The following is a 13,661-nucleotide window of genomic DNA, read 5'->3' on the forward strand; positions in this document are numbered from 1 at the left end:
CTACCACCGCCACCGGTCCGACTCCTCGACGTCGAAGAGGCTGGGTCCGTCCACCGTATTGCCCTCGTCGAGGTAGCTCGACCGCCCCGCGAGGACGACGTTCGTGACCGCGCCGAACAGGAGCACGAGACAGCTGTAGTAGAGCCAGATGAGCACGAGGAGGACGCCCCCTACGATGCCGTAGGCCGTGTACTGACCCGCGTAGCTCACGTAGATCTGGAAGGCGAACTGGGTCAGCGCCCACCCGATCGCCGACAGCACCGTGCCGGGCAGGACCTCGGTGGCCGAGACGTCGACGTCCGGGACGAAGTAGTAGACCGGGAAGAAGACGAACGTGAGCCCGACGACGAGGTAGAGCGGGCTGAGGCGACCGAGAAGCGGGATCGGGAGGTCGGGGACGAACGCGAGCACGCCGCCGGTGAGCACGACGGCCACGACCCCGAGCGCGACGCCCGCGAGCACGACGAGGGCGTCCCGGAGCTGTTTGGGGAGGGACTTGACGTCGCGCACGCCGTAGACCGCGTCGAACGCGATGTCGAGCCCCCGGAAGAGCTTGAGCGCGCTCCAGAGCAGGGTCGCGATACCCAGCACGGACGCGCCGGTCTGGCCGGACGAGTCGGTGAGGGCGTCCGCGAGCAGTTCGCGCGCGCTCCCGGTGAGCGTCGAGTTGAACAGCGCGGTGATCTGGTCGGCGAACGCCTCGCCCCCGACCACCGACGCCGCGATGAAGCTGAGCAGGAACAGCGGGATCAGCGAGAGGAAGGCGTAGAACGCGAGGCTCCCCGCCATGAAGGTGAGGTGGTTCTGGGTGACCTCGGCGACCATCGCGCGGGCGAGGACCACCGGGCGGGAGGAACGAAAGCTCATGGGCGTTCGTCCGTCCAGAAACGTGCGGAATCAACCTAATGGTTCGGTTTTCGATGTGGTTTTGTGACCCCCCGTCCGGGGCGGTCGATCCCGATTCGAATTTCGCGGGTGACCGGCAGGTCGCTCACACGAGTCGACGAACGAAACCCCGAAGACGGCGGCGGGGGTGGTGGGGGTATGGACCAGCGCAAGCGGCTGTACGCGGCGGGCGCGATGGCGGTCGCGGTCTTCGTGCTGATCCAGCTCGGGGCGGTGGCGCTGGTCGGCCCGTTCGAGCGCGCGGGCTACCAGGCCGTCGAGAACCCGACGGACCCCGCGAACAGCGCGGTCTACATCGGCGCGATCCTCGTCGCCACCGCCGCGATGCTCGCGGTGATCAAACTCGGTATCCAGTGGCTCCTCCGGGGGTTCGTGGTGTTCTCCAGCGGACTGGTCTCGCTCTACGTCTTCTCGGTGCTCGCGCCGCCCGTCTCGGCGAGCCTCGCGGGGGTGACCTTCAACCCGCTCGCGGTGGGCGGGGCGGTCGTGCTCGCGATCGCGCTGCTCGCCTATCCCGAGTGGTACGTCATCGACGCCGCCGGGGTGGTGATGGGCGCGGGTGCGGCGGGCATCTTCGGCATCAGTTTCGGGCTCCTGCCCGCGATACTCCTCCTGGTCGCCCTCGCGGTCTACGACGCCATCTCGGTCTACGGGACCGAGCACATGCTGACGCTCGCCGACGGCGTGATGGACCTCAAACTACCGGTCGTGCTCGTGATCCCGCTCACGCTCTCGTACTCGTTCCTCGACGATTCGCCGACGGCGAACGCGGACGAGAGCGTCGAAGCCGACGGCGGGGAGGGTGAGGGGAGCGAGACGAACCCACCGCCGGCAGCCGGCGACCGCGACGTGTTCTTCGTGGGGCTCGGCGACGCGGTGATGCCGGGCGTGCTGGTGGCGAGCGCCGCGTTCTTCGCGCCCGCTCGCCCCCTGATCCCGGGCTTCGCGCTCTCGCTACCTGCGCTCACCGCGATGGTCGGCACGGTCTGTGGCCTCGTGGTCCTGCTCCGATTGGTGATGAAGGGCCGTGCCCACGCCGGTCTGCCGCTGCTCAACGGCGGCGCGATCGCCGGCTACCTCGTGGGAGCGATCGCCTCGGGGATCCCGGTCGTGACCGCGCTCGGGCTCGGGCCGTATCTCTGAACCCGGCAAGTCCCGACCGCAACCCTATGGAACTCGAAACCCTCGTAGACCCATGAACAGCGCCGAGACGAACGATGGGACGCCGAGCGACGAGCACACCCGGCCGAGCCTCTCGCTCGCGACGGTCGCGACCGGGCTCGAAGCCGGGCTGTTCGCCACGGTCGTGATGACCGTCTTCCGCGAACCCACTGCACGCGCCCTGCCGCCCACCGCGGAACTTCTCACTAAGTGGTTCGGCGGCGACGCCGACGACTACCACCTGCGCTCGCTGGGGCTCCACCTGGTCTACGGGGCCATCGCCGGCGGGCTGTTCGCGCCGATACTCGCGGCGCTGGACGCCGAGCGGACGCACCCGGAAGCCGTCGGGCTCGTCGTCGGCGGCGTCTACGGCCTCGCCCTCTCGGTCTTCGGCGAGGCGGTCCTCCTCCATCGCTATCTCGACATGGACCTCGCGACCGACGAGTCGGCGGTGTTCCACGCCGGCCACCTCATCTACGGGCTGGCGCTCGGCGCGTGGCTCGGGTCGCGGGCCTGAACCGAACGAGGTTTTTCGGCTCGCCGAAAGATCGGAACGGCTATGGTTCGTTAGGCGAGCCTAAATCACATGGCACGCGACGCTGCCGACGGCTCGACGCGTCGCCGGTTCCTCAAGACCGGCGTCGGTGTCGGCCTCGCCGGGCTGTTCGCCGGTTGTTCGAGTGGAAACGACGCGGGGAGCAACGACACGAGCGGAGCGGGCGATGGGGCCGACGCGACGAGCGCGACGGCCGGGGGGTCGACCGCCGGGAAGTCGACGGACGGGGCCACGAGCCAGGGCGGAGCCACGAAGGGCGGCGGGACGACGACCGGCGGTTCGTACTCGGTCTCGATGGCACCGGTCGGGAGCGTCACGTTCGATTCCGTCCCGCGGAAGTGGGTCCCCTTCACCGGCGACTACGCCGACATGGGCGTCGCGCTCGGTCGGTCGGACGGGCTCTCGGCGATCGGCGTCGCCGCCCGGTACGGCTCGTTCTACTACGACGACCTCCCGGGGGTCTCGGTCGATACGAGCAGCCTCACCGAACTCTACCAGGGCGACAGCGTCGGCAAGGAGGTCTTCTACGAGATCGACGCCGACGTCCACGTCGTCGACCCAAACTTCATGGTCAACAGGCTGGGCTGGAGCCAGGGCGACGTCACGGAGATAACGAACCAGGTCGCACCTTTCTTCGGCAACACCACCTTCACCCGGGTCTACGACTGGCACGACTACCGCTACTACACGATGGAGGAGCTGCTGGGGAAGCTCGGCGCGGTGTTCGACCAGCGGGCACGCGCCGAGGCGTTCACCCAGCTTCTCGACGAGGTGCATTCCACAGTTAAGGGGACCCTCCCGAACGAGACGCCCTCGGTCGCGCTGCTCTATCCCGCCGACGTCCCGCCCGAGTCGTTCTACCCCTACCTCGTTGGCGAGGGGACGACCTCGAAGCAGTGGCGGACCCTCGAGGTCGAGGACGCGCTGGCGGCGAACGACGTGGCCGACGCCCAAGCGGGCGGGAGCGCGATCGACTTCGAGACGCTGCTCGAGATCGACCCCGACGTGCTCGCGGTGCGCCTCCAGGGCGAGATCACCGACCAGTACTTCCGGAAGAACGTCGTCCGGCCCCTCGAGAACCACGAGGTGGCCTCACAGCTCAGCGCGGTGCAAAACGACCGGGTGGTCTACGCCGGCCTGACCTACCAGGGCCCGATCATCTACCTCTTCCAGCTCGAACGCGCGGCCCAAGGGGTCTACCCCGACGCGTTCGGCGGCAGCCAGCTCTTCGACCGCCAGCGCGTCGCGGACATCGTGAACGGGGACGGATGACCGACCGCGACGTCGTGGTCGGTCCCGAGCGGGTCCTCGACGCGCTCGACGACGAGGCGATCCGCGAGTATCTGGACGGGAACTGAGGGCTACTCGCCGGTGAGGGCCTGGCTGCCCGGCGCGAACGCGAGTTCGGTGCCGAGACCCTCCTCACGCGCCTTCTCGTAGACCAGATAGCCCGCCGCGACGGTCTCGATGCCGGTGCCACCCGAATCGAAGACCGTTATCTCGTCGTCGGACTCGCGGCCGGGGGCCTCGCCCGCGACGACCGCGCCGAGTTCGGCGTGGACGTCGTCCTCGCTCACGACGCCTTCCTCGACGGCGTTGATGAACGACCCGGCGTCGTTCATGACCCGCTCGCGGAGGTCGGGGACGTACTTCGCGCGCTCGACGGTGGTCGCGTCGAGTTCGTGTTTCTCGGGGTGGTACTGGCCCATCGCGGTGACGTGCGCGCCGTCCTCGAGGAGTTCGCCGTCGAAGACCGGTTCGGATGCACTCGTCGCGGTGATCACCACGTCCGCACCCTCGACCGCGGCGTCGCTCGACGCGACGGCGGCCACCGCGGCGTCGAGGTGTTCGTTCATCTCGGCGGCGAACGTCTCCCTGTTCTCCGTGGTCGGGGAGTAGACGTTCACCGTCTCGAAGTTCCGGACGGTGGCACAGGCCCGGAGCTGGCCGCGAGCCTGGGCACCGCTTCCGATGACCGCGAGCGTCGTCGCGTCCGTTCGCGCGAGCGCGTCGACGCCGACCGCGCCCGCCGCGCCGGTCTTGAACGGGTTGATGCTCGCGCCGTCGAGCAGGGCGATCAGGGCCCCGGAGTCGGCGTCGAAGACCGGCTGGACGAACCGCGCGTCGCGGTCGCCGAAGCCCGCGGCGTACATGTAGCCGCCCATCGCACCCGTCTCGGGCAGGATGGCGGTGTAGCCCGTGAGCATCCCCGGCGGGTCCTCGTTCGTGAGCTTCGTTCGCGGCGCGGCCGGCGCGCCCTCGCCGCGCTGGCGGTAGCCCTCGCGAACGGCCCGGACGTACTCCTCGGGCGTCGCGAGCCCCGCGCACTCCTCGCTGGTCAGAAACAGCGTTCCGTCGTCGGTCATATGGGTACGAGGGCGAGCGTGGCTTTATGGATGGTGGCTCCGGTCGCCAGCCGACGACGGCCGGGGTGCTCACGGGCGAGACGGTGGGGCGAGCGCGGTCGACCGGTCACGCCGGCGATTCCGAACCGAGGAACGCACGGCGTGTGCGGCGCGTCCGCGAACGCCCCGTCGGGCCGAGGAGGTGCCGTTCGTCGGGGAGGGTGAGGCCCTCCCGGCACTCCGGGAAGGTCGTCCGGATTCGGGGACCGATCGTTCGAGCCGGGAAGAACGGGTCGTCGGCCGCGATGGTGTCGCGGACGACTGGCGGGAGCGACGCGGGCAGTTCGGTCGCCAGCGATCCGAGCGCGCGGTCGAGCAGCCAGCACCGCGGCAGGAAGCGGTAGGCGAGCGACGGGACCCCAACCCGCGCCAGTCCGGCTGGCGGTTCGACGCCGAAGCCCGCCGGAACGACCAGCGAGACCGACTCGAACCGGTCGGGGGCTTCGAGGAGCACCCCCGCACCGTGGGAGATGCCGACCGCCGGAACCGCCTCGACCCCGAGCGCATCGAGGAGTGCCACGAGCCACCGGCCGTAGTCCGCCGCTCGGGCCGTCGTCTTTCTCGGCTGTCCGGGCGTGTCGGGTGCGAGAAGCCGGTACTCGTTCGCGAGTGCCTCGACCCACGCGAGCGTGACCGGGGTCGTGACGTTCCCACCCTGGGGGACGAGCAGCGGTTTCGCGTCGGGGTCACCGGCGAGTAGCAGGTGAGTTTCGCCCACGGCGGTCTCGACGTGGTGCTCCTCAACTGGGCCGTCGAGGAGCGCCGCGACGGCCCGGTCGTAGAGCACGTCGACGGTTCAGTGGTGGCGCTCATGTGATGCGCTCCAGCGTGAAGTGACTTGAAACGGACCGCGGAAGGAATGGGGGTCGGAGAGGTCTACAACGGAAGCCGACGAAAGGGAAGAGCGCTATTCGGCGGAGTTGAGCTGGCCGCCGTTGGGCTGCGGGGAGGACTGGGAGTCGGACGCGCCCGGCGAACGGACGAACAGACCGTGACCGATGAGCGCGACCGCGACGGCCGCCGCGAGCGGAACCGCGAGGGTTATCGAGACGCCGAGGGCGACGAGAAGTGTGGTGATGCCACCGAGCGCGAGCGGAATGAGTCCGAGGATGTAGTCGTAGTACTGAGCCATTGTACTCAAGGATACTGGAGTGCGTCACATAAGTGTTTCTCATAGGTGGTCGATGAGCGAGAAGTACGAATCGCTGAGATTACACGGTGGTTCTTCGTAAGTTATAGGTTGGAAACCCCGACGTGAATCGTCGGAAATCGAACGGCGAAAACGAGGGAAGGCGTCTCAGAAGCGACCGGCGAGCGCGGCGACGGCGACGCGCCACGGGACCAGGAGGACGAGTCCGACGCCGAGCGAGACGAGGACGAACGCGAGCGCGAAGTCCCCGTGGAAGAGGGCGGTCGCGCGGAGCGCCTGACCGACGAGCGCCGCGCCGACCCATGCGAGGGCCGTGCGGACGGCGGCCGAGCGGGGGACACGATACACCGTGGAGGTGTAGACGCCCGCGAGCACCGACGCGACGACCCAGCCGATGACGAACGGGAGCGCGGTGCCCACGATCCGGCCGGGCTGGGCGGTGAGGCTGTAGCCGTGCTGGAGTTCTCCCGCGACGACGAACAGGCCGATCAGGACGAGGTCGCCGACCGCGAGCCCGAGGGTCGTCCCCGAGACGTCGATACGACCGCCGAGGGAACCGACGGCGTTGCTCATGGGTCGGGCGAGGAGCGCGAGGGGCATGTAAGACTCGTTTTCGCGCTCAGCGCTTGACGCCGGCGACGGTGAAGCCGAAGCCGCGAACCGGGATCGCGGCGTCGAGTCCGACGCGCTCGACCGCGAACGCGAGCTCGTCGGGGGTGAAGAACTCGGAGTCGAAGCCCACGAGGCGTTCGCCCGTCGCGAGCAGGAGCCCGGGGAGGGTCGAGCGGTCGAACTCGCGACAGACGAGCACCCCACCCGGTCGGAGGACGCGTTCGGCCTCCGCGAGCGCGCCCGTCCGGTCGGCGACGTGATGGAGCGCGTCCACGATCAGGACCGCGTCGACGCTGGCGTCGGCGACGGGGAGTCGTGCCGCATCCCCGAGAACACAGCCCAGCCCCCGTCGGCGTGCCTCGGCGAGCATCCCGGGAGCGGCATCGACCACGACCCGCTCCGGGATGCCGAGCGCGCGCACCGCCCGGCCCGTTCCGCCGCCGACGTCGAGCACGCGGTGGAGCTCGCGGTCGGCGAGCACGAGCCCCGCCTGTATCGGGCCGACGTCGCTTGCGGGCATGAGTCGCTCGTAGTAGCGCGCGAACCGATCGAATCGCGCGACGTCGCCCGGCGGCTGCATGACTCTCACTCGCACCGGCCGCCGCTTAAGTCGTGCGGCGAAGGAGGGATGGCGCTCGCGCCGAAGGATGGGTATGGAGTACGCGGTCCGTGGCTGGCCCGAGGACGGGCCGACGCTCGACCTCGACTACCGGGAGTTCGCGTACGCCGGGAAGTTCGTGATGTCCTCGACTGGGAAGGCGGTCGTGCGCGAGGGGGACGGGATCGTTGGAGCGGTCGCGTTCAACGAGGACCGCACCGACTCGACCACCCTCTGGCTCCGGTACATCACCGTGCGAGCCGACCGTCGTGGCGAGGGACTGGGCGCGCGCCTCGCGGCGTTCGCCGCCGAGCGGGCGCTCGCGCGCGGCTACGACCGCCTCCGGATCGCGGTCAACAACCCGTTCGCCTACGAGGCGCTCCACAAGGCCGGTTTCGGCTACACCGGTCGGGAGACCGGCCTCGCCGAACTCGTGCTCGAACGGCCGGGCGAGCGCTCGCGCGCGGCCTACCAGTCGGGGCTCGACGTCTACCGCGCCCGCGACCTCTCCGACGACGAGGCCGCGTTTCTGGCGTCACGAGCCGACCGCGGCCCGCCGGCGGTGCTCGACCCACCCACGTAGGAACGCGACTCGTCGTCGGCGGGGAGTGCAACAGGGTTAACACCCGGTGGCGAGGTCGGGGTAACGATGGTCGAAAACGAGACGGCAATCGTCACGGGATCGAGCAGGGGTATCGGGAAACAGGTCGCGAAGACGCTCGCGGCGGACGGCGCGAACGTCGTGGTCTGCTCGCGGTCGGTCGAGGACTCGGAAGCGGTCGCCGAGGGGATCGAGGCGGACGGCGGGTCGGCGCTCGCGGTCGAGGTCGACGTGAGCGAGAAGGAATCGGTCGAGCGGCTGGTCGAGCGGACCGTCGAGGCGTTCGGCCGGGTCGACACCCTCGTGAACAACGCGGGGATCAACATTCGCGGGCCCGCCGAGGAGATGGCCCCCGAAGACTGGCAAAAGGTCATGGACGTGAACCTTACTGGCCCCTTCTACTGTGCCCAGGCTGTCGGCAAGCGACTGATCGAACAGGGCGACGGCGGCGACATCGTGAACATTTCGAGCATGATGGGCGAGATGGGCCAGCAGGACCGGACGCCGTACAACACCTCGAAGGGCGGCATCAACAACCTCACGCGGTGTCTCGCCGTCGAGTGGGCCGAACACGACATCTACGTCAACGCGCTCGCGCCGGGCTACATCATGACCGACATGGCCGCCGAGGCCCAAGAGGAAGCGGACTTCACCGAACAGGACGTTCGGGATCGGACGCCGCTGGACCGGTTCGGCACCCCAGAAGAGATCGCGAACTGTGTTTCGTTCCTCGCCTCGCACGACCACTACATGACTGGGGAAGTGCTCCACGCCGACGGCGGCTGGACCGCGTTCGGCTGGGGCGCGAAGGACAGGTAGGGATCGGTTCCGGACGCGGGCGACAGTTTCATTCGCGAACGCACCGAGTTCGGACCAATGGACAAGTCGGGGTTCGTGAAGCTCTCGTTCGTCGCGTTCGGGCTGATCCTCGTGAGCTTCGTGATCCTCGGGTTCTCGCGGCTGGTGCTCCCCTACCGCACCGCGCGCGTGCTCGCCGCGCCGACGACGCTGCTCGCCTTCGGGTTGATCTGCTACCTGCTCGTGCGGGCGACCCTCTCGAAGCTCGGGGTCGCTGCGATCCGGGAGTGAGACACCGCAAACAGTTTTGATGCCCGCGGCAAGGGGAGGTATGGACGTGAGAGCCGTCGCCGACCTCTCGCCCGACGAGCGCCGCGCGGTGTTCGAGCGCGACGCGGGGATCGACGACATCGAGGGCGACGTGGCCGAGATCGTCGAGCGGGTTCGCACGGAGGGTGACGTCGCGCTCCGGGAGTTCGCCGAGGAGTTCGACGACACGACCGTGGGCTCGCTCGACGTGACCGACGCGACCGATCGCGCGTACGACGAGATCGATGAGGGTCTGCGAGACGCCATCGAGGATGCTGCCGGAAATATTCGCGAGTTCCACGAGCGCCAGGTCCCCGACGACTGGCGCGAGGACTTCGATGGCCGAGAACTCGGGCGGCGATATCGGCCGATAGACCGGGTGGGCGCGTACGTTCCGGGCGGGGCGGCGGCCTACCCCTCCAGTGCGCTGATGACGGTGATTCCAGCAAAAGTCGCGGGCGTCGAGACGGTCGCGGTGGCGACGCCGCCCGCCGACGAGCTCAACCCCGCGACGCTCGCGGCGCTCCACGTCGCCGGCGCGGACGAGGTCTACCAAGTGGGTGGCGCGCAGGCGGTGGCGGCGCTGGCGTACGGGACGGAATCGGTCTCACGGGTCCAGAAGGTCGTCGGGCCGGGGAATCGCTGGGTGACGGCGGCGAAGGCCGCGGTGCGAAACGACTGCGCGATCGACTTCCTCGCGGGGCCGAGCGAGGTCTGCGTGCTGGCCGACGAGACGGCGGACCCGGAGTTCGTGGCGGCGGACCTGATCGCCCAGGCCGAACACGACGCGAACGCGTCCGCCGTGGCGGTGACGGCCGACGAGGAGCTCGCGAAGCGGGTCGCGAGGGCGGTCGAATCCGGAATCGAGGGCGAGCGCGCGGAGACGATCCGCGAGGCGCTCGAAAGCGACGCCAGTGGGGTGTTCCTCGCGCGCTCGATGCCGGAGGCGGTGCTGTTCTGTGAGGAGTACGCTGCCGAGCACCTCTCGATCCAGGCCGACGACGACGAGGCGCTGCTCGACCGGATCGATAGTGCGGGAAGCGCGTTTTTGGGTCCGTACTCGCCCGTGGCGGCCGGCGATTACGCCGCCGGACCGAACCACGTGCTGCCCACCGGCGGTGGCGCACGAATCACGGGCGGGCTGTCCGTCGAGACGTTCCTGCGCTCGACGACGGTGCAGCGGCTCTCGGCCGATTCCCTCGACGACATCGGTGACACCGTCGAGACGCTCGCGCGGGCCGAGGGGCTGGACGCCCACGCCGAAAGCGTCGCCGTCAGGCTCCGCGAGCGCGAACCGGGGGAAGACGACGAGCGACTTCGGGAGTGAGGTGTGGTGCGGAACGGTTGGCGCGCACTCGCGGTCGTGCGTGAGCGACAGCGAACGCCGACCGCGAACACTGTGCGAGGGATGAGTGGAGTGAGCGCAGCGAACGGAGCGAATCGGCTGGGGAGGCGTGTGGCGGTTGGGGGGCAGTGGCGGGTCAGTAGTGATTGTACCGCGAACGAGCGCGAAGCGCGAGTGAGCGGCTTTTTTAGTCCAGGTTTTTGCGAGGAGCGGTGCGTGAGCGAGGCGAAGCCGAGCGAGCGCACCCGACGAGGAAAAAAGTGGGGCGTCATGGTTAACTTTCTTCGGCGGATATGAGTGGTATGAGCACGGCTGGAACCGCCGACACCGCGACCGAAATCGACGTCTCGGCGTTGGCCGCCGAACAGGCACTCGACCTCCTCGAAGGCGAGGGCATGGACACCGACGTCGCCGGGCTTCGGTTGTTCGTCCAGCAAGGCGGCTGTGCCGGTCTCTCCTACGGGATGCGCTTCGACGGCGAGCCCGAGGAGGACGACCAGATCTACGAACACCACGACCTCCGGATCTTCGTCGACCCCGCGAGCATGAACTACATCGGCGGCAGCGTCCTCGACTTCGAGGGCGGCCTCCAGGGCGCGGGCTTCCACGTCGAGAACCCCAACGTGGTGAGCGAGTGCGGCTGCGGCGAGTCGTTCCGAACCTAAACGCCCCCACCTTTTGCTGCGCTTCGCTCGCTAGCGCTCGCTTCGCTGGCAAAATGTGGATCAAAAGCCTCCTCCTTCCCTCCGGTCAGTCGTCGGCCCGCTCGCTCGCTTCACTCGCTCGCGGTGCAATCACTATCCGCACAGCACCGCATCCGCACCGCCGAAGCCCTCGCGCTCCCTCCGGTCGCGGTGCTCGCTTCGCTCGCACTCTCGCCTCGCCCTTCATCCGCCAGGACCGCTCCCACAACCGCAGGCGCTCGCGGGGCGGGCCCCGCTTGAGCACCTCACTCGCTAATGTCCGGGAATAGCTCGTCGAGGTCGGGATCCGATTCGACGAGTCGGTAGCCGTCGTCCGTCGATTCGACCACATCGTGGGCCGAGAGGTGGTCGAGGTGCGCGTAGGCCTCGCCCGGCCCGTGGAGGATGTGGATGTGCGAGAGCTCGCCGAACAAGTGGCTGCTCACCGTCCACGCGTCCGCCGGGCCGTCCTCCCGGAGCACGTCGAGCACGTTCTCGGTGCGCTCGCGGTGGTGCGCGGCGATGTCGCGGGCGCGGCCTGCGGGATCCTCGATGACGTCGCGGTGACCGGGCCACGCCCGAACGAACTCCCCGTCGATGATCCGCACCAAGGTGTCGAGGTACTTCGCCAGCGGGCGCTCGACACGAACGTCCGCCCCACCCACGTTCGGGGTGTAGTGGGGCAAGAGCGCGTCGCCCGAGAGGAGTTCCCGACCGTCCGCGCCCTCGAAGACGAACCCCGAGAGCCCCGCGGCGTGGCCCGGAAGGTGGAGCGCTTCGAGGTCGCCCTCGGGGGTCGAAAAGCGCTCGCCGCCCTCGAAGGACTCGACCCTCGCCCGCCCCGAGAGCCCGTCGTAGCCGTCGAGGAAACCGAGAAGCTCCTCGCGCGGCTCCTCCGGCACTCCCCACTCGTCGAGAAGCGCGCGCTGGCGACCCTCCATCGCCTCCCACGCGTCGGTATCGCCCGCGACCAGCGGCGCGTCGGCGGTGTGGACCCGAACGACCGCGTCGCTTTCGTCCTGGATCTCGCTCGCGAACCCCGCGTGGTCCTCGTGCCAGTGGGTCAGGAGGATCTGGTCGATGTCGGCGAGCTCGACCCCCAGGTCGGCGAGACCGGTCGAAAGCGCCTCGCGGGTTTCGGACGCGGCGGTCCCGGTGTCGACGAGGGTGGTGGTATCGGCGTCCGCGCCGAAGACGTAGACGTCGTTCAGCCCCTCGAAGACCGCGTTGCCGAGCTGGATCCGGTTCATCGGCCCGAGCGCACCTCACACCCCGTCCATTCGACCGCGTGCCGCCGGATAGCCGTCTGCATATCGGAACGACCGGCCGCCGGCTACATACCACCCCCGATCGGCCGAACCGGGGTTGGTGGGTCGTCGCGAGGGTGCTGTGAGCCGTCTCCAGTGGGATTTATTCGCATCGAGGGACGAGCGGAGGCATGACGCGTTCATCGGGCCACGAACCGACCGACGGACCACCCGGTCCGGACGCGAAGCGACGGGTCATCGTGAACCCGAACAGCGGGGCGGGCGACCACCTGCCGACGGTCCACCGGCTCGCCGACCACTGGGGCTACTCGGTCGCCGAGACGGCGGCGGCGGGCGACGCGATCGACCTCGCGCGCGAGGCCGCCGCCGACGGCGTGGACGTGCTCGCGGCCTGTGGCGGCGACGGCACGGTCCACGAAGTCCTCTGCGGGCTCGTCGACGCCGACGCGCTCGGTGGGGTTCGGTTCGGAGTGGTTCCCGTGGGGACGGCGAACATCTTCGCGGACGACATCGGGGTTCGCGGGATCGAACACGGCTTCGAACTCCTCGAGGACGGCGAGGTTCGCCGGATAGACCTCGGGCTCGCCGACGGCGTGCCGTTCGTGAAATCGTGTATCGCGGGACTCACTGCCGACACCAGCGCGGCCACGACGTCGGACCTGAAGGCCCGGTTCGGACCGCTCGCGTTCGTCATCACCGGCGTCCAACAGGCCCGCGAGTTCGACGCGCTCGACATCGAGGTCGACGCCGTCACCGAGGGGGAAACACGGACTTGGTCGGGCGAGGCGCTCTGCGTACTCGTCGGGAACGCCCGGCGGTTCGCAAAGCAGTTCGGCCAGGCGAACGTCGAGGACGGGCTGTTCGACGTCACCCTCATCGAGCGAATGCCCGCGGGCGAGGCGGTCGCCGAAGCCATCGTTCAGCAGCTCCTCCGCCGGGACACCGAGCACGTCACACAGCTCCGGGCCGAACGCCTCGCGATCGAGAGCCGATCGAGCGCGATCGACTTCAGCCTCGACGGCGAGATCTACACCCGGAACCGTCTCGACCTCCGGGTTCGGTCGGAGGCGCTCTCGGTCTGTGTCGGCACCGACTACGAACCCGACCCGACGATGCAGGCCGAGAAAGACTCGTTCGGTCGATACCTATAAACTGTTGACCTGTGTGGGTCGATTCGAGACCCTCGCATGACCTGTTTGGCTGCTCGACCGTTCATTCCTCTCGTCGCGATAGTCGCGACCGTTTAGCGACCGCCGCATAGCAGCAGCG

General features: G+C 69.0%; 16 protein-coding genes. 9 read left to right on the forward strand and 7 right to left on the reverse strand.

Features of this window, described 5'->3' with window-relative positions; translation table 11 throughout:
* A complete protein-coding gene (locus C447_RS02220) occupies window positions 1-867 on the reverse strand; it encodes a YihY/virulence factor BrkB family protein (RefSeq protein WP_007690476.1) in 867 nt (288 codons plus the stop codon).
* Between the two features lie 177 nt (window positions 868-1,044).
* On the opposite strand from C447_RS02220, the gene C447_RS02225 reads away from it, so the two are divergent.
* The 3 genes from C447_RS02225 to C447_RS02235 all read left to right on the forward strand — a co-directional run bounded on the left by C447_RS02225 (window position 1,045) and on the right by C447_RS02235 (window position 3,895).
* Window positions 1,045-2,049 carry a presenilin family intramembrane aspartyl protease PSH gene (locus C447_RS02225; protein ID WP_029601671.1) on the forward strand — a complete coding sequence of 335 codons (1,005 nt, stop codon included), beginning with the start codon at window positions 1,045-1,047 and terminating at the stop codon, window positions 2,047-2,049.
* 52 nt (window positions 2,050-2,101) lie between these two features.
* A complete protein-coding gene (locus C447_RS02230) occupies window positions 2,102-2,584 on the forward strand; it encodes a hypothetical protein (protein ID WP_007690480.1) in 483 nt (160 codons plus the stop codon).
* Window positions 2,585-2,653: 69 nt separating this feature from the next.
* Window positions 2,654-3,895 carry an ABC transporter substrate-binding protein gene (locus C447_RS02235; RefSeq protein WP_007690482.1) on the forward strand — a complete coding sequence of 414 codons (1,242 nt, stop codon included), beginning with the start codon at window positions 2,654-2,656 and terminating at the stop codon, window positions 3,893-3,895.
* Between the two features lie 89 nt (window positions 3,896-3,984).
* Here C447_RS02235 and C447_RS02240 read toward each other — a convergent pair whose 3' ends face one another.
* The 5 genes from C447_RS02240 to C447_RS02260 form a co-directional block, all read right to left on the reverse strand.
* Window positions 3,985-4,989 (reverse strand): ornithine cyclodeaminase family protein, encoded by a 1,005-nt coding sequence (locus C447_RS02240; RefSeq protein WP_007690484.1) that lies wholly within the window; start codon window positions 4,987-4,989, stop codon window positions 3,985-3,987.
* 106 nt (window positions 4,990-5,095) lie between these two features.
* Window positions 5,096-5,746: an alpha/beta hydrolase gene (locus C447_RS02245; RefSeq protein ID WP_237713305.1), complete on the reverse strand. Its 651-nt coding sequence runs from the start codon at window positions 5,744-5,746 to the stop codon at window positions 5,096-5,098.
* 189 nt (window positions 5,747-5,935) lie between these two features.
* Window positions 5,936-6,160, reverse strand: a complete 225-nt coding sequence (locus C447_RS02250) for a hypothetical protein (RefSeq protein ID WP_007690488.1) — start codon at window positions 6,158-6,160, stop codon at window positions 5,936-5,938.
* Window positions 6,161-6,325: 165 nt separating this feature from the next.
* Window positions 6,326-6,778 carry a DUF3054 domain-containing protein gene (locus tag C447_RS02255; protein ID WP_007690489.1) on the reverse strand — a complete coding sequence of 151 codons (453 nt, stop codon included), beginning with the start codon at window positions 6,776-6,778 and terminating at the stop codon, window positions 6,326-6,328.
* Window positions 6,779-6,797: 19 nt separating this feature from the next.
* Window positions 6,798-7,370: a class I SAM-dependent methyltransferase gene (locus tag C447_RS02260; protein WP_007690490.1), complete on the reverse strand. Its 573-nt coding sequence runs from the start codon at window positions 7,368-7,370 to the stop codon at window positions 6,798-6,800.
* 73 nt (window positions 7,371-7,443) lie between these two features.
* On the opposite strand from C447_RS02260, the gene C447_RS02265 reads away from it, so the two are divergent.
* The 5 genes from C447_RS02265 (at window position 7,444) to C447_RS02285 (ending at window position 11,106) form a co-directional block, all read left to right on the forward strand.
* Window positions 7,444-7,971 (forward strand): GNAT family N-acetyltransferase, encoded by a 528-nt coding sequence (locus tag C447_RS02265; RefSeq protein ID WP_007690491.1) that lies wholly within the window; start codon window positions 7,444-7,446, stop codon window positions 7,969-7,971.
* A gap of 66 nt (window positions 7,972-8,037) precedes the next feature.
* Window positions 8,038-8,808: an SDR family NAD(P)-dependent oxidoreductase gene (locus tag C447_RS02270; protein ID WP_007690492.1), complete on the forward strand. Its 771-nt coding sequence runs from the start codon at window positions 8,038-8,040 to the stop codon at window positions 8,806-8,808.
* A gap of 57 nt (window positions 8,809-8,865) precedes the next feature.
* Window positions 8,866-9,078 (forward strand): hypothetical protein, encoded by a 213-nt coding sequence (locus tag C447_RS02275; RefSeq protein ID WP_007690493.1) that lies wholly within the window; start codon window positions 8,866-8,868, stop codon window positions 9,076-9,078.
* 40 nt (window positions 9,079-9,118) lie between these two features.
* Complete coding sequence (gene hisD, locus C447_RS02280; RefSeq protein WP_007690494.1) at window positions 9,119-10,423, forward strand: histidinol dehydrogenase; 1,305 nt, start codon at window positions 9,119-9,121, stop codon at window positions 10,421-10,423.
* Between the two features lie 311 nt (window positions 10,424-10,734).
* The gene (locus tag C447_RS02285) at window positions 10,735-11,106 is read left to right on the forward strand and encodes a HesB/IscA family protein (protein ID WP_394295091.1); all 372 of its coding nucleotides are present in this window, start codon (window positions 10,735-10,737) and stop codon (window positions 11,104-11,106) included.
* A 284-nt stretch (window positions 11,107-11,390) separates the two neighbouring features.
* Here the strand turns inward: C447_RS02285 and C447_RS02290 are convergent, their stop codons facing one another.
* Window positions 11,391-12,374 carry an MBL fold metallo-hydrolase gene (locus C447_RS02290; protein WP_007690497.1) on the reverse strand — a complete coding sequence of 328 codons (984 nt, stop codon included), beginning with the start codon at window positions 12,372-12,374 and terminating at the stop codon, window positions 11,391-11,393.
* Window positions 12,375-12,562: 188 nt separating this feature from the next.
* Between C447_RS02290 and C447_RS02295 the strand changes: the two genes are divergently transcribed.
* Entirely contained in the window at window positions 12,563-13,543 is a 981-nt protein-coding gene (locus C447_RS02295) for a diacylglycerol/lipid kinase family protein (RefSeq protein ID WP_007690499.1), read from the forward strand.
* The last annotated feature ends 118 nt before the right edge of the window (window positions 13,544-13,661 follow it).

Source organism: Halococcus hamelinensis 100A6, from assembly GCF_000336675.1.
Lineage (GTDB): Archaea > Halobacteriota > Halobacteria > Halobacteriales > Halococcaceae > Halococcus > Halococcus hamelinensis.